Here is a 14,409-nt window from a genome sequence, read left to right as displayed (position 1 = left end):
CGGAAGCCTATCCACCGCAGAGCGAAAGGCATAGCGGGGGTTCGTCACGTTTGTTTCAGTGCCACTCGGAGCTCACTGACCAGTCGCTCTCGTTCGTCGTTGGACTGTCGAACTGCCTGGTGAATTGTTGCGACAGTCAATGCAGCCACAGAGCGAGAATTCATCGCGGTGATTGAGTCGGTAATCCGTAGGTCGACCAGAGCGCCCAGCCCGTCGACAGTCGCCGTGACTATCCCACCCTCGCTCGAGACGACTGCCCGCAGAGCGCCGACCCCGTCGACGGCGTCCTGCAAGAGTCCGGTCCGGTGTTTCGCCAGCTCCATGATTCGATCAATCTCGCTCATATCGAACGCATCCAGCTCGACGGAAGGTTCTGGCCCTCGGCGGCGTCGACATCGGCCAGTTCGTCTCGGGTCGCGAGACCGAGCCGATCGAGGATCGCTGCCGGGACTCCGGTCTCTTCGAGCTCCACACGATGGCGGGCGCCGGCCTCGATTGCTGCTTTCGAGCACAGCGTGAGTATCTGTTGCGCCAACCGTTCCCCGCCGTACCGCAGTTCCTCCTGGCTGATCCGCAGGTCCACGGGAATGGCGTGTTCCGTGGCGCGGACCGCGATGGTTTCGGCGCGGTTGACGGCGACGGCTGTGATGATCGGCGGTGATTCCCGCATGTTCTCGTTCATGTTTCCTGTCATTCCGTCGGACGGTAGAAACCGTGAAAGCCCATGCCGCTGTTCGTGGTTCGGATGGCGCTGATTTCGACTGGGTCGCCGGCTTCGATCATCTGGCCGCCGCCAATCACCATCGCGACGTGGCCGTCCCAGACCGCGAGGTCGCCCGGCATCAGATTGTTCTGATCGACCTGGTTCCCGATTCCCTGTTCCTGAGCCAACCTCGGAATATCGACTCCGGCCTGGCCGTACGCCCATTGCGTCAGACCACTGCAGTCCAGACCGACTCCGGGTGTCGTGCCTCCCCAGGCGTACGGGACACCCTGTTGAGTAAGCGCGTTGCGTACGGCAGCAGCGGCCTCGGCGTTCGGTGCGGTGGCAATCGAGCCGTCGGGAAGTTCGACCTCTACTCCACCGACGGAACCAGAACCACCGACGGAACCGGAACCGCCGACGGAACCGGAACCACCCGCCGAACCGGATACTCCAGGTGCGGGATCGGGTATCGGGACGGACGGGACGAGTGCGGACATCTTGTCGGTCGACCCCGCCAGCTCACCGCGTACCCGCTCGATAACCGATACCGCGCGTCCGAGGTGCTCCAACGCGGCCGACAACAACATCAATTGGCCCGTCGGTGTCATCAGCGTCGGCCCGGCCTTGATCGCGAGTGTCAGAAACGACTGGAGAATCTCACCGAGTTCGGTCATTCCCGCGTACACGGACGTTGTTGCTTCGTCCACGACGCCGGCGATGTCGGTCCCACGATCGGCGAGGTTTCGCGTCGACGTCTGCGTCTGCTCGGTTTTGGTCACCGCAGCGGTGAGTGCCGTGGACGAGCTCTGAGAGGACGCCAGTTCGCTCAGAGCAGCGCTTCCCAATTGGTATGCGATCTCGAGGGCGTCCGTAGCGATTCGGATGCCGACGTCGGGTCCACTTGCGCTGGTGACGCCAGTCCCGACAATGTCGACCAGATCGATGATCGGTCGTGCGAGTGCGTCGACGTCGATCATGAGCGTGCGGCTTCAGCGAGAGTCGTTCGTACCGATTCCTCGGAGTCGAGATAGACGGCGTGAGCGTCGCGGGTGGCTGACTGGACGCTGGAGATCACAGCGGACAGTCGATCGATGTCGTCGATGTGCGCTTGCTGTGCTCGGCTCGCGACATCGACGAAGTCGCCGCCGATCAGCCCCAGCACAGCGGACAGAGCCAAGTGATCGCCACCCGCCGCGTCCTGTCGAGCTTGGGCGACGTTGTCGGCAACAGTGCCCAACCGCGTGGCGAACTCCGCGATGCTTTCAGTGTCCAGATCCAGATTTGTCAACTTGTCTTCCCCCCGTTGCGCTTACTCCTTCTTGGACGCCGCGCGGGGTGCTCCGGTTCCCGAGGAACTATTCTGATGGTCATGCAAACGCACGTAGTCGACCATCCGCTCGCGGCGGCCCTCTTGACGACAATGCGTGATGCACGCAGTGAGAACGCAACTTTTCGTTCCGCACTTCGCAGGCTCACGCACATGCTGGTCTACGAGGCCATGCGTGACGCGGAGGTCGAGGAGTTTCCGGTCGACACCCCGGTAGCAGCGACGACGGGCATCCGGCTCGCGAAGCCGCCGTTGTTGGTACCCGTGCTGCGGGCCGGTCTGGGCATGGTCGAACAGGCGAGTGCGCTGATTCCGTCGGCCGGCGTCGGCTTTGTCGGAATGGCACGTGACGAAGAGACTCATCAGCCGGTTCCGTACCTCGAATCCCTGCCTGCGGATCTGTCCGGTATCCCGGTGTTCGTGCTCGATCCGATGCTCGCCACCGGTGGCTCGATGGTGCACACCATCGACTTGCTGGTCGCGCGTGGCGCGACGGATGTCACGGCAGTGTGCGTCGTGGCCGCTCCGGCCGGCGTCGACGCGCTGGCAGCGTCCGGCCACCCGGTTCGTCTGGTCATCGCGAGCATTGATGACGGACTCGACGAGAACGCTTTCATCGTCCCCGGTCTCGGTGACGCCGGCGATCGGCAGTTCGGGCCCCGCTAAAGCGAAAGGGCGAAGGTTCGGAGTTCGGCCAGCCGGGCCTTCGCCTGCTCTAGTGCCTTCGCGAGGTCGTCGCGGTTCGCCACCGGGACGACAACTTCGAGATAGCACTTGAGCTTGGGCTCGGTTCCGGACGGTCGGACAACCACGCGGATCGACGGCCCGTCGAATATCACTGCGTCGGTGCGCATACCGCCGCGAACCAGGGACAAGTCCTCGGTCGTGACCGGCTCACCCGCGAGTTGGCCAGGAGGATCGGCGCGTAGTCGTTTCATCATTTCGGCGATGTCGCTCAAATCCTCGACGCGGCGGGATACTTGGTCCCCACGATGCAGTCCGAATTCGACGGCATAGTCGCCTAGAACGTCCAACAGGGTTCTGTTGCTGCCCGCGAGGGTGGCAGCCAAGTCGGCCACCAGGACGGCAGCTGAGATTCCGTCCTTGTCCCGCACCACATCCGGATCGACGCAGTGCCCGATCGCTTCCTCGTAGGCGTAGACGAGTCCGTCGCCGGCGCGCGTGAGCCACTTGAATCCGGTGAGTGTCTGCGCAAACCTGGCTCCGCGAGCTTTCGCCAACTTCGAGAGCAGAGTCGAGGAGACGATCGTCGTCGCCACCAACGAATCTTCGGGCGCCGAGTGCAGTACGTGGTCGGCCAAGAGCACCCCGGTTTCGTCGCCGCGCAACATGCGCCACTGATCACCGTCGCGAACTCCGACGGCGCAGCGGTCGGCATCCGGGTCGAGTGCGATCGCCAGGTCAGCGTCGACACTTCGGGCAAGTGCGAGCAGGCGGTCTGCGGCGCCAGGCTCTTCGGGATTGGGGAACTCGACGGTCGGAAACGTGGGGTCGGGATCGAACTGCTCCGCCACGACGTGCACGTCCTCGAATCCTGCTGCTCGCAGAGCCGCGGTCGCAGTCTCCCCGCCGACGCCGTGCATTGCCGTGAGCGCAATCCGGATCGAGCGGGCGTCGCCGTGCGGGAGGGTCGCGATGCGGGCGATGTACTCCTCGACCAGAGAATCGTCGGCCGGAATCACCGATGCTCGCGCGACGTCGGCGGCACCACCGATGCGGGCGATCTCGCTCTCGATTTCACGATCGGCGGGGGAGACGAGTTGCGCTCCGCCCGAGAGATACACCTTGTAACCGTTGTCGGCGGCAGGATTGTGGGAGGCGGTGATCTGGATACCTGCCGCCGCCCCGAGCCTGCGCACCGCGAACGCCACCAGCGGTGTCGGCAGTGGGCGGGGGAGCAGGGTCAACTCGAACCCGGCCGCTGCCATGACCTCGGCGGCGGCGAGAGCAAATGCCTCTGAACCGAGCCGGGCGTCGCGGCCGACCACAACGCGGGACCCGCCCTGGCAGCGAGCTGTCAGCCAGGCCGCCAGACCGGCCGTGGTCCGGATGACGACCGCGAGGTTCATGCCGTTGGGCCCGCCGCGCACCGGCCCGCGAAGCCCAGCAGTGCCGAACGTCAGTGGTGCGGAAAAGCGTTCGGTCAGTTCATGTTCGGAAAGGGCTGCTAATTCTGCGCGGGTAACTGGGTCCGGATCGGCGTCGATCCACTCGGTGACGTTCAGTGGTGTCACAGCTGCTCGACCAGTTGACGCAGCAGCACTCCCATCCGGGCCGCCGAGGCTTTGCCTGCCGCCAGCACTTCCTGATGGTCGAGCGGGGCGCCCGTGATTCCGGCGGCCAGATTGGTGACCATGGAGATGCCGAGAACGCGGGCGCCGAGCGCGCGAGCCGCGATGGTCTCGTGAACCGTCGACATGCCGACCAGATCGGCGCCGAGTGTACGAAGCATTCGAATCTCGGCCGGAGTCTCGTAGTGAGGACCGGGAAGCCCGGCGTAAACACCCTCGGCAAGGTCCGGGTCGATCGAGCGAGCCAGCGCACGCAGTTCCGGCGAGTATGCGTCGACCAGGTCGACGAACTCTGCGCCGACGAGGGGAGAGCGGGCCGTCAGGTTCAGGTGGTCACTGATCAGCACCGGTTGCCCCACTGCGTAGTCCTCGCTGATACCGCCGGCCGCATTGGTGAGGATGACCGTGTCGGCGCCGGCAGCAATGGCTGTCCGGACCGGGTGGACGACGGTACCGAGATCGTGGCCCTCGTATGCGTGCGCGCGCCCGAGCAGCAGCAGAACTTCGGTGTTTCCGACGCGCACCGAACGAATGGTGCCCGCATGGCCGAGAGCGGACGGTGGGGCGAAGCCAGGAAGATCCGCCATCGAGACTTCGGCTGTCACGTCCGCACCGGCGTCGCCGAACACGTCTGCGGCATCGGTCCACCCCGACCCGAGCACGATGGCGACTGACGGTGACGAAGAGCCAGTCATGGCGGACAGAGCAGCGGCGGCGGCCTCGGCGATCGTTCCCATGTGAGCAACCCTACTGAGGAGTCGGGTCGGTTCGCCGGGTGAGTTGGCGGGCGTTACTCTCCCATCCATGCCTTATCTCGAACGCGACGGCGACGTATTCATCCTGTACCTCGGCAACGAGGGCGAAACGGACAACGAGAACCGCTTCGGCCCTGAGTGGATCGACGCTGTTCACAGCAAGTTGGACGAGGTCGAAGCGCACGAGGGGCCCGCAGCCCTGGTGACCACCGCGACGGGCAAGTTCTACACGAACGGCCTGGACACGACGTGGATCTTCGGCAATCTCGACGGTCTGCCCGGCTACCTGGACAAGGTCCACACCATCTACAGCCGTTTGTTGACCTTCCCGATGGCCACGGTCGCGGCCGTGCAGGGGCACGCGTTCGGCGCCGGCGCCATGCTCGCGTCCTCACACGATTTCCAGATCATGCGCGCGGACCGCGGCTTCTACTGCCTCCCCGAGGTCGGACTGAACATGCCGTTCACTGTCGGCATGTCAGCACTGTTGAACAGTCGTCTGCCCAAGCAGACGGCAGTCGACGCGATGACGACGGGGCGTCGATTCGGCGGCGCCGACGCGCTTGCTGCCGGCATCGTGCAGGAAACGGTCGACGGCGACGGAGTACTCGCCGCAGCAGTGACCAAGGCGTCGGCACTGACGTCGACTCACGGCAAGAACTTGGCGGGAATCAAGGCAGGCATCCACCGCGATGCGCTTGCGGACCTCGCTCAGGTGACTGACAAGAGCAACTTCTCCTTCGGGTGAGACAATGATCGCGTGAACCAGAATGTCGACAGCGCAGTCAGGTCCGTAGAGGCCGATCTGATTGCGCTGTCGCATTCGATTCACAGCGATCCGGAACTTGCCTTCGAGGAGTTCCGCAGCGCTGCCAAAGTGTCGGACCTGCTGGCGCAGCACGGTTTCGCGGTCACTCACGGGATCGTCGATCTGCCGACGGCATTCGATGCCACCTACGGCAGCGGAGAGTTGGTCATCGCGATCTGCGCCGAGTACGACGCGCTGCCCGAGATCGGTCATGCCTGTGGGCACAACATCATTGCCGCCGCCGCGGTCGGGGCCGGCATCGCGTTGGCTACCGTGGCCGACGAACTGGGGATCACAGTCCGAGTGATCGGTACTCCCGCGGAGGAAACCGGTGGCGGCAAAGTTCTGATGCTCGAGCGTGGTGCATTCGACGGCGTCGGCGCGGCCATGATGGTTCATCCAGGACCGATCGACATCATCGGTGCCACCTCGCTGGCCCTGGCGGACATCGCCGTCAGCTATCACGGTCGCGAAGCGCACGCCTCTGCTGCGCCGGAATTCGGTCGTAATGCCGCCGATGCCGCGACGCTCGCGCAGGTGGCGGTCGGACTGTTGCGCCAGCACCTCCAGCCAGGGCAACAGATTCACGGAATCGTCAGTGATGGCGGCACTGCTCCCAACATCGTTCCGGCTCGGTCAGAACTGCTGTACTACCTGCGTGCCGAGACGGCCGCGTCGTTGGCCAATCTGTCCGAGCGTGCCGACGCCTGCTTCGCCTCGGGCGCACTCGGCACCGGATGCACCCACGAAATCCGCACGGTATCGCCCACTTACACCGAGTTGACCCCCGATCCGTGGCTGGCGGCGGCGTACCGTGAACAGATCGTCGACCTCGGGCGGGTGCCACTGGCAGCGGAATGGGAGCGCTCCCGTCCACTGGGTAGTACGGATATGGGTAATGTGACCAATGTGATTCCGGGAATTCACCCGGTCATAGGCTTGGATTCATCGGGGGCAGTGACACATCAGCCGGAGTTCGCGGCCGCGTGTATCACCACCTCCGCAGATCGAGCGGTAGTCGACGGTGCAATTGCGTTGGCCCGCACTGCTGTCCGGGTAGCGTCCGATCCAGAACAACGCACCCGTCTGTTGGAAGGGGTAGATCGCCGGTGAACGCGGCAATCGACACGTGGATTCACGCGCACACCGACGACCTCGTCGCGTGGCGTCGACACATCCATGCCAACCCGGAGTTGGCTCGCCGCGAATACGCGACCACCGAATTCGTCGCGACCCGCCTCACCGCCGCTGGGCTGTCGCCGAAGATCCTTCCCGGTGGCACCGGGCTCACGTGCGACATCGGACCTGAGGGGCCGCGAATCGCACTTCGCGCCGACATGGACGCTTTGCCGATGCAGGAGGCGACCGGGGCGACGTATTCGTCCACGGTCCCCGGTGTGTCTCATGCATGCGGGCACGACGCCCACACCACCATCCTGCTCGGCGCCGGATTGGCTCTGGCCACGCTGCCCGAACTTCCCGTCGGGGTTCGGCTGATCTTCCAGCCCGCCGAGGAAGTCATGCCTGGTGGTGCACTCGACGTCATCGCTGCCGGCGCGCTCGACGGCGTGTCCAGAATCTTTGCTCTGCACTGCGATCCGCGACTCGAGGCGGGCCAGGTCGGAATGCGTCTGGGCGCGATCACCTCTGCTGCAGACACGATCGAGGTCGTTCTCGACTCTCCGGGTGGGCACACGTCGAGGCCGCACCTGACCACGGACCTCATCTACGCACTCGGCACAGTCGTGACCGGGCTGCCGGGAATGCTCAGCCGTCGTATCGATCCGCGTACCGGCACCGTGATGGTGTGGGGTGCGGTCAGTGCAGGTCAGGCGCCCAACGCGATTCCGCAGACCGGCATGATGACGGGCACGGTACGTACCGGCGATCACGACACGTGGGAGTTGCTCGAACCGCTCGTGGAAGAAATCGTCCACGGACTGCTCGCGCCCACCGGAGTTCGCTACCAACTCAACTATCGTCGCGGAGTGCCACCGGTCGTCAACGACGAGGTGTCCACTCGGATGTTCGAGGACGCCATCGCGACCGTCGGACAAGATGCTTTGGCGGACACCCCGCAATCCGGTGGTGGCGAAGACTTTTCGTGGTACCTCGAAACCGTGCCGGGTGCCATGGCGCGGCTCGGCGTGTGGTCGGGTGAAGGCGATCAGCTCGACATCCACCAACCCACTTTCGATCTCGACGAGCGTGCACTCGGCGTCGGTGTGAAGGTTCTGACGAGCCTGGTTCTGGGATAGTTCCGGTTCCCGTCGGGGGTACCGTTTTTCGTGTCGTTCGAGTGAAGGTACGGGCATGTCCATAGGTGTGGGAGTGCGAATCGGCACATTGGTGTCGACGGCTGTAGTTGCGTCCAACGATCCGGGTTCGGCCGATCCGGTGGTGTTGGTCAGGGACACGATTCTCAATCAACGCAAGGACGGAACGACCGTGCTCGGCGGTACCGAGCAATTGGGTGCCGGCCGTGAATTCTCGGAATCATGGTCAGGTTTTGTCGGCCGTGTGGGGGACCCGAGTGGCGTCTCCGGAACGGCCGATACCCGTTACCGCGCCGAGGATTTGGTGGCGACGTCGATTCGCTGCCTGTTGCAGGAATGCGAGCCGCTGCCCGATCGTGGTGGTCGAAGTGGGGGAGCGCCCGACATCGTCGCGACCTACCCGTCGCGCTGGGACTCGTCCACAGCGGCCCTCATGCAGGATTCACTGGTCTATGCAGGCCTCGAGCGGGTCACTCTCGTCTCGGACGCCGAGGCGGTCTCGGCGTGGTTCGAGTCGGAAATCGCGGCACTCGCCGGCACGCTCATCGGCATCTATCACGTCGACGACACCGGGGCAGCGGTCACGCTGGTGCGTTCGGGCGTCGCCGCCGGCCGCGCATTCGGCTTCGCCGGCGACGGGAGTTCACCGAGTTCACGCCTCGCGACGGCACTGGGTGCGTTCGGTTGGATGCCGGAGAACCTGGACGCCGTAGTCGTCACCGGTGACGGAGAACCGGCGACAGACAAAGCAGCCATGATGTCCATAGCGGCCGGAATCGCCGAAAAGCTCGGTGTCAGATGTGAACTCGGGCCCGGACCGGAGCAGTCGGCCGCGCTGGGAGCCGCAATTCTGGCTGCCGGTTTCACCTCGACGTCGCACACGATCGTTCCGATCGGTTTGCCGCCTTCACACGACGTGACGGAGGTGTTCGACACTCTCGGACGTGAGAAGGTGGCGGCTGAAACTGCAACCGGGGTGGCAACAGTCGAGCCGGAAACTGCAGTTGTCGCAGGCGAATCGGAGTCACGCGGTTCCAAGCGTGTGCTCATCGGCCTGACGATTGTGGTGGTACTCGCAGCACTTGCAGTGCTCGCGTATTTCCTGCTGCTTTGAGCAGGACAGCTATCTAATCGGTAACACCGTTACCGGGACCCACGTTGCGGCTGTTTCTCGTCCGCAACTCTCGCACGTACTCGGCCGGCGCTCCGGCAATCTCGGCGGCGTCGGCCATCACGCCGATGTAGCGGGCCGACGGCAGTCCGCCTTCGTACGCATCCATGACGTAGAGCCAAGCGAGCACCGCATCGCCTGCGGTGTCGACCCGCACGCGGATCTTGCGGTGCAGACCGAGTTCGGCACCTTCCCAGCGGTCCAGACTCACTTCGTCCTCTTCCGGGACGTCGTAGAGGACCACGAAAACACTGGAATCGGGGTCTTCGACCACGGTGGCGAGAGCCCCCTCCCAGCCGAGGTCCTCGCCGCTGAAGGTCAGGCGCCAGCCTCGCAGCCACCCTGTCCCGGACATGGGCGAGTGTGGGCAGCGCAACAACATCTGCTCGGGATGCATGTTGGAACCGTAGGCGGCATAAATCGACACGGGCGCAAGCCTAAACCGTGGTCCGAGGGTGTGGCGAAGCGGACCACCGGACGCAAGTAATCTGGTACAAGCACTGCGCGACACGTGGTGCTCGAATAGCGTGACACTGGTCGACGGGAGACCCCTGCCGGCCACGCGAGGACTTGGAGGACACATGACCCGGATCGTGATCATCGGTGGCGGACCCGCCGGCTACGAGGCGGCACTGGTAGCCGCGCAGCACGGGGCCACGGTCACCCTGGTCGATTCGGACGGCGTCGGCGGCGCGTGTGTGCTGTTCGACTGTGTCCCGTCGAAGACGTTCATCGCGTCCACCGGAATCCGCACCGACATGCGTCGTGCATCCGACCTCGGCATCACTCTGGATCCGGAGCAGGCTTCGGTGTCACTGCCGAAGATCCACTCCCGAGTCAAGAGTCTCGCGTTGTCCCAGTCCTCGGACATTCGCGCACGGTTGCAGACGGTTGGCGTCGAGGTTCTCTCCGGCACCGCCGAACTGACCGATCCGCTCCTCGGTATGGCAGCACACCAGGTTCGCGCGACGCTCGGAAGCGGCGAGCAGAAGACCATCGACGCAGACGTCGTGTTGATCGCCACCGGAGCCAGCCCCCGCATCATCCCGGGAGCCGAGCCCGACGGTGAGCGAATCATGACGTGGCGTCAGCTCTACGACTTGGACGAGCTGCCCGAGCACCTGGTCGTGGTCGGTTCCGGTGTCACCGGTGCCGAGTTCGTCTCCGCCTACACCGAGATGGGCGTCAAGGTCACACTCGTGTCCAGTCGTGACCGTGTTCTGCCCGGCGAGGATGCCGATGCGGCGCTCGTGCTCGAGGACGCCCTCGCCGAGCGCGGTGTCACCCTCGTCAAGCACGCCCGCGCAGACGCCGTCGAGCGCACCGAGAAGGGCATCATCGTCAAGCTCTCCGACGGCCGCACGGTCGAAGGAAGTCACGCTTTGATGACCGTCGGTTCCGTCCCCAACACCAACGGTCTCGGCCTGGAGCGGGTCGGCATCGAGTTGGACAAGGGTGGATACCTGCGTGTCGACCGGGTCTCGCGCACCACGGTTTCCGGTATCTACGCTGCCGGTGACTGCACCGGACTGCTCCCGCTCGCGTCGGTGGCTGCGATGCAGGGACGTATCGCGATGTACCACGCACTCGGTGAAGGCGTCAGCCCGATCAAGTTGAAGACCGTCGCATCGGCCGTCTTCACGCGCCCCGAAATTGCAACGGTGGGTGTTTCGCAGGCCGCGATCGACAACGGAGAGGTGCCTGCTCGCACCGTCATGTTGCCGCTCAACACCAACCCGCGCGCCAAGATGTCCGGTTTGCGCCGCGGCTTCGTGAAAATCTTCTGCCGCCCGGCTACCGGCGTGGTCATCGGCGGTGTTGTGGTCGCGCCCACCGCTTCGGAACTCATCCTGCCGATTGCGATCGCCGTGCAGAACAACCTGACGGTCAACGACCTGGCTCAGACGTTCTCGGTGTACCCGTCGTTGACCGGATCGATCACCGAGGCAGCTCGTCAGCTCATGCGTCACGACGACCTGGACTGAGAACGGACCAGAGTCTTCTTACAATGTGAGAAGTCTGTTTCACATACTGAAGTATTGGTGAGATAGTCGAGATACCGACCGAATCAAGGGTCGGTATCTCGGCGCTCTCCCGCCCCGTTGACCCAGGACGGCTCAGGGTGTTTTCCTCTGACCTTCATTCTGCGTGCCTGGGAGCTTCACATGACACACGCCGCGCTGTCCGCTCGTATGGACGGACTCCGTAGTTCTGCAATTCGCGATCTGCTCACCTTGACTGCCCGACCCGACGTCATCAGCTTGGCCGGCGGACTACCCGATCCTGATTTCATTCCGCGGGAACGAATCTCGAAGGCAGCCCACGACGCACTCGGTGACCCCTCGTCCGTTCAATACGGCGAGACGTCAGGCCTGCGGCGCCTCCGTGAGGTGATTGCCGAGCGCGAATCCTCCAAGATCGGGCGGGCACTCGACGTGTCCGAAGTTGTGATCACACACGGTTCTCAGCAAGGTTTGAGCCTGCTCGCGCAGGTCCTCCTCGACGCCGGTGACGTTGTGGTCGTGGAGGAACCGGCATATACCGGTGCGCTGCAGGTCTTTCGGACGGCGCAGGCTCGTCTCGTTCCCGTCCAGTTGGACGAGGACGGAATGGACACCGACGCGCTCGAGGCGAAACTCGCCGCCGGTCTTCGGCCCAAAGTTGTTCACACCGTGAGCAATTTCCACAACCCGCGGGGCGCGGTGCTTTCGGCGCAGCGGCGAGCGCACTTGGCGGCGCTGGCGGACCGATACGGGTTCTGGGTTCTCGAGGACGACCCGTACGGCGAACTGTACTTCGGCGAGAAACCGCCCGCACCGCTGGCGGCGTTGTCGGACAGGGTGATTCGGCTGTCCAGTGCTTCCAAAGTGTTGGCACCGGCGCTGCGCGTCGGCTGGCTGCACGGCGACCGAAAGGTCTGCGAGGCGGTCGAACTGATCAAGCAAGGCGCTGACCTGTGCGGGTCTTCGCTCACCCAGCAGATCGCCGCAGACCTCTTCTCCGACGTCGAATGGTTCGAAACGCACCTCGACAAGCTCCGGGAGGGTTACGGCGCCAGAGCGAAGGCGTTGGTCACGGCCGCCGAGACGGAATTGAGTGGGCGTGCACGCTTTTCCGAGGTCCGCGGCGGGATGTTCTGTTGGATGGATTTCGTCGACGACGTCGACACCACCGAACTCCTGGGTGCCGCGCTCGAGCATGGCGTGGCATTTGTCCCAGGTTCGGCCTTCGCGGTCGAAGCTGACCTCGGTCGAAGCGCTCGATTGTGTTTCGCGACGTATCCCGAAGCCGTGCTGGTCGATGCCGTCGGCAGGCTCCGGAAGAGTGTTACCGCAGGTACAGCCTGACCTTGTCGATAGTGTTGCGGAGCAGATCGATCTCCGTGCTCGATGGTGGGGTGGTGATGGTGACGTGCTCGGCGACGGCGAGGTCCCATCCCGTCGACTCTCGGACTTGATCGACGGAGATTCCCTCGTGGACGCTGGTCAACTCCAATTCGCCGCCGGGGCCCTGGTGTGTCAGGACGCCGAGGTTGGTGAATACCTTGGTCACTCCTGCACCTGCCGGCATGATGCCCTTACCGCTGGCGTGGGCGCGGGCGGGGCTGGGTGAGGTGCAGAAGTCGAGCTCGGCCGGAAAGGAACTGAGGTCGTGGCGACGCATCACGACGAAGATCTCGGCGGCGTTCGCGATGATCTCGACGGCCCCGCCCGCTCCGGGCAGTCTGACCGTCGGGTTCTTCCAGTCACCGATGAAACTTGTGTTCAGACTGCCCGTTCGATCGATTTGGGCGGCCCCGAGAAATCCGACGTCGACGTTGCCACCTTGCAGGACGTAACCGAAGAGCGCGGCCATGCTCAGCACGGATTCGGCACCGGAGACAACCACGGAGTCCGCGATACCCTCGGCCATTGCCGACGGATGTGCACCGCACACTCCGGATTCGTAGATCAGCTCGACGTCCGGATTCGACGTGTGCCGCGCGAGATCGACTGCGAGCGTGGGTAGCCCAACTCCGGCGAAGACCCGGCGCTTACCCGCCAATTCGCGTGCCGCGACGGCGACGATCGTTTCGGTGGAGGTGGTGTTACCGGTGTCGATCGTGGTGGTCATAGTCTGCTCCCGTAGTCGACTGGTGTGGAGAGTTTTGGTCCGACCTCGAGATCCGACCAGTAGTCGGCTCCGAGTTTGGCGAGATACTCGCCGTGACTGTCGAGTGCGTACACCCATTCGTCGAGCCAATTTCTCAGCCGTGAAGGGTCTTTGGAGATTTCGGTCCAGCGCCGGTAGAAGCCGCAATCGCGGTCGTAGTATCCCTGCGCGTACGACGGGTGTGCGCCGCGCGGGCAGACGACAACCGCGTCGACTGCATGCGAGGGAATCAGAGTTCGGCTCGGGTCTGACCTGATGACCTCGTCGTCGACCAGTTCTTCGACAACGACGATTGCCTTCTTCGCGGCGTACACGGCCTCTTGCTGCACCCCGGCGATGCCCCAGATCTGCGCGTTCCCGGACGAGTCCGCTCGCTGTGCGCCGATGATCGTGACATCCGGATTCAATGGCGGCACAACGTAGACGCTCCCGCCGCCGTACGGGTCCTCGACGAGTCTCAGTTGTGGGTTGAGTGCGGGTAGATCACTACCGGCGTACGACCGTAGCGGGAAGAAGGGAAGCCTGGCGGCTCCCGCCTGATACCGGCACACCATGCCGTAATGGCTGTATTCCTCGACTTCGAGGGGGAGCGGGTCCTGGTTCTCGATGCGTCTGCGTAACTCGTACAGAGAACCTGCGGAGCCGCTGGCGAAGAACGAAGCGACCAGCTTTCGGACGCAGCCGGCGGCGACGAGTTGATCGGAAACGATGTCCGGCGTCATCCGGCACAGCGTGAGGTCCTTCCTGCCCTGCCGGATGATCTCGTGTGCCGCGGCAAATGGAATGAGATGCGAAAAGCCCTCCAACGCAACAGTCATTCCGTCGCCGACGTATCGACCGATGGCCTCTTTCATCGAGAGCGTCTTGTCCACGTGTGTACCTCTTCTTACGTTCTCGCGCAC

The 14,409-nt window shown here is 64.1% G+C and carries 16 protein-coding genes; 7 read left to right on the top strand and 9 right to left on the bottom strand.

The features are described 5' to 3' along the window. Window positions 1-44: 44 nt before the first annotated feature. Genes AC1DVN_RS03240 through AC1DVN_RS03225 form a run of 4 tightly spaced genes read right to left on the bottom strand, consistent with a single transcriptional unit; the run spans window position 45 to window position 1,994 of the window. The gene (locus tag AC1DVN_RS03240; protein ID WP_020969159.1) at window positions 45-344 is read right to left on the bottom strand and encodes a YbaB/EbfC family nucleoid-associated protein; all 300 of its coding nucleotides are present in this window, start codon (window positions 342-344) and stop codon (window positions 45-47) included. Next, a complete protein-coding gene (locus AC1DVN_RS03235) occupies window positions 341-682 on the bottom strand; it encodes a hypothetical protein (RefSeq protein WP_024487457.1) in 342 nt (113 codons plus the stop codon). Before AC1DVN_RS03235 ends, AC1DVN_RS03240 begins: the two co-directional genes overlap by 4 nt. An 8-nt stretch (window positions 683-690) precedes the next feature. After that, window positions 691-1,683, bottom strand: coding sequence for a C40 family peptidase (locus AC1DVN_RS03230; protein WP_477993426.1), 993 nt, complete (start codon window positions 1,681-1,683; stop codon window positions 691-693). Further along, window positions 1,680-1,994: a type VII secretion target gene (locus AC1DVN_RS03225; RefSeq protein ID WP_029255007.1), complete on the bottom strand. Its 315-nt coding sequence runs from the start codon at window positions 1,992-1,994 to the stop codon at window positions 1,680-1,682. Before AC1DVN_RS03225 ends, AC1DVN_RS03230 begins: the two co-directional genes overlap by 4 nt. Before the next feature lie 81 nt (window positions 1,995-2,075). Here AC1DVN_RS03225 and upp point away from each other — a divergent pair, with 81 nt between their 5' ends. Continuing rightward, a complete protein-coding gene (gene upp, locus AC1DVN_RS03220) occupies window positions 2,076-2,699 on the top strand; it encodes a uracil phosphoribosyltransferase (protein WP_007727319.1) in 624 nt (207 codons plus the stop codon). Here upp and AC1DVN_RS03215 read toward each other — a convergent pair. Then, the gene (locus AC1DVN_RS03215) at window positions 2,696-4,288 is read right to left on the bottom strand and encodes a phospho-sugar mutase (RefSeq protein ID WP_472796142.1); all 1,593 of its coding nucleotides are present in this window, start codon (window positions 4,286-4,288) and stop codon (window positions 2,696-2,698) included. The two genes, upp and AC1DVN_RS03215, sit on opposite strands and share 4 nt — an antisense overlap. Then, on the bottom strand, window positions 4,285-5,082 hold the full coding sequence (locus AC1DVN_RS03210; RefSeq protein ID WP_134998756.1) for a purine-nucleoside phosphorylase: 798 nt from the start codon (window positions 5,080-5,082) through the stop codon (window positions 4,285-4,287). The genes AC1DVN_RS03215 and AC1DVN_RS03210 overlap by 4 nt, the downstream gene beginning before the upstream one ends. Window positions 5,083-5,149: 67 nt before the next feature. On the opposite strand from AC1DVN_RS03210, the gene AC1DVN_RS03205 reads away from it, so the two are divergent. The 4 genes from AC1DVN_RS03205 to AC1DVN_RS03190 are packed head-to-tail and all read left to right on the top strand — an operon-like array spanning window position 5,150 to window position 9,298. Then, window positions 5,150-5,848, top strand: coding sequence for an enoyl-CoA hydratase-related protein (locus AC1DVN_RS03205; protein ID WP_019747702.1), 699 nt, complete (start codon window positions 5,150-5,152; stop codon window positions 5,846-5,848). A 12-nt stretch (window positions 5,849-5,860) separates the two neighbouring features. Further along, on the top strand, window positions 5,861-7,021 hold the full coding sequence (locus AC1DVN_RS03200) for a M20 family metallopeptidase (RefSeq protein WP_020969164.1): 1,161 nt from the start codon (window positions 5,861-5,863) through the stop codon (window positions 7,019-7,021). Then, window positions 7,018-8,166 (top strand): M20 family metallopeptidase, encoded by a 1,149-nt coding sequence (locus AC1DVN_RS03195; protein ID WP_003940741.1) that lies wholly within the window; start codon window positions 7,018-7,020, stop codon window positions 8,164-8,166. Before AC1DVN_RS03200 ends, AC1DVN_RS03195 begins: the two co-directional genes overlap by 4 nt. A 55-nt stretch (window positions 8,167-8,221) precedes the next feature. Beyond that, the gene (locus AC1DVN_RS03190) at window positions 8,222-9,298 is read left to right on the top strand and encodes a hypothetical protein (RefSeq protein ID WP_019747704.1); all 1,077 of its coding nucleotides are present in this window, start codon (window positions 8,222-8,224) and stop codon (window positions 9,296-9,298) included. Window positions 9,299-9,311: 13 nt separating this feature from the next. Here AC1DVN_RS03190 and AC1DVN_RS03185 read toward each other — a convergent pair whose 3' ends face one another. Next, entirely contained in the window at window positions 9,312-9,782 is a 471-nt protein-coding gene (locus AC1DVN_RS03185; RefSeq protein ID WP_003940753.1) for a gamma-glutamylcyclotransferase family protein, read from the bottom strand. Between the two features lie 154 nt (window positions 9,783-9,936). On the opposite strand from AC1DVN_RS03185, the gene AC1DVN_RS03180 reads away from it, so the two are divergent. After that, window positions 9,937-11,340: an NAD(P)H-quinone dehydrogenase gene (locus AC1DVN_RS03180; RefSeq protein WP_020969166.1), complete on the top strand. Its 1,404-nt coding sequence runs from the start codon at window positions 9,937-9,939 to the stop codon at window positions 11,338-11,340. Window positions 11,341-11,520: 180 nt separating this feature from the next. Then, a complete protein-coding gene (locus AC1DVN_RS03175) occupies window positions 11,521-12,702 on the top strand; it encodes an aminotransferase-like domain-containing protein (RefSeq protein WP_019747706.1) in 1,182 nt (393 codons plus the stop codon). On the opposite strand, the gene AC1DVN_RS03170 is transcribed toward AC1DVN_RS03175, so the two are convergent. Both AC1DVN_RS03170 and AC1DVN_RS03165 read right to left on the bottom strand, forming a co-directional pair. Continuing rightward, complete coding sequence (locus tag AC1DVN_RS03170) at window positions 12,683-13,468, bottom strand: CoA-transferase subunit beta (RefSeq protein WP_211917052.1); 786 nt, start codon at window positions 13,466-13,468, stop codon at window positions 12,683-12,685. The genes AC1DVN_RS03175 and AC1DVN_RS03170 overlap by 20 nt on opposite strands. After that, complete coding sequence (locus tag AC1DVN_RS03165) at window positions 13,465-14,379, bottom strand: CoA transferase subunit A (protein ID WP_019747708.1); 915 nt, start codon at window positions 14,377-14,379, stop codon at window positions 13,465-13,467. Before AC1DVN_RS03165 ends, AC1DVN_RS03170 begins: the two co-directional genes overlap by 4 nt. Window positions 14,380-14,409 lie beyond the last annotated feature (30 nt).

Source organism: Rhodococcus sp. P4_E4, assembly GCF_056401575.1.
Note: the sequence above shows the minus strand (reverse complement) of the source record. Positions and strands in the feature narration are given on the sequence as shown.

Excerpts from the sequence above, each read along its gene's own strand:
- AC1DVN_RS03240 (WP_020969159.1), bottom strand. The coding sequence starts at position 344 with ATGAGCGAGATTGATCGAATCATGGAGCTGGCGAAACACCGGACCGGA.
- AC1DVN_RS03235 (WP_024487457.1), bottom strand. The coding sequence starts at position 682 with ATGAACGAGAACATGCGGGAATCACCGCCGATCATCACAGCCGTCGCC.
- AC1DVN_RS03230 (WP_477993426.1), bottom strand. The coding sequence starts at position 1,683 with ATGATCGACGTCGACGCACTCGCACGACCGATCATCGATCTGGTCGAC.
- upp (WP_007727319.1), top strand. The coding sequence starts at position 2,076 with ATGCAAACGCACGTAGTCGACCATCCGCTCGCGGCGGCCCTCTTGACG.
- AC1DVN_RS03210 (WP_134998756.1), bottom strand. The coding sequence starts at position 5,082 with ATGGGAACGATCGCCGAGGCCGCCGCCGCTGCTCTGTCCGCCATGACT.
- AC1DVN_RS03205 (WP_019747702.1), top strand. The coding sequence starts at position 5,150 with ATGCCTTATCTCGAACGCGACGGCGACGTATTCATCCTGTACCTCGGC.
- AC1DVN_RS03190 (WP_019747704.1), top strand. The coding sequence starts at position 8,222 with ATGTCCATAGGTGTGGGAGTGCGAATCGGCACATTGGTGTCGACGGCT.
- AC1DVN_RS03180 (WP_020969166.1), top strand. The coding sequence starts at position 9,937 with ATGACCCGGATCGTGATCATCGGTGGCGGACCCGCCGGCTACGAGGCG.
- AC1DVN_RS03175 (WP_019747706.1), top strand. The coding sequence starts at position 11,521 with ATGACACACGCCGCGCTGTCCGCTCGTATGGACGGACTCCGTAGTTCT.
- AC1DVN_RS03170 (WP_211917052.1), bottom strand. The coding sequence starts at position 13,468 with ATGACCACCACGATCGACACCGGTAACACCACCTCCACCGAAACGATC.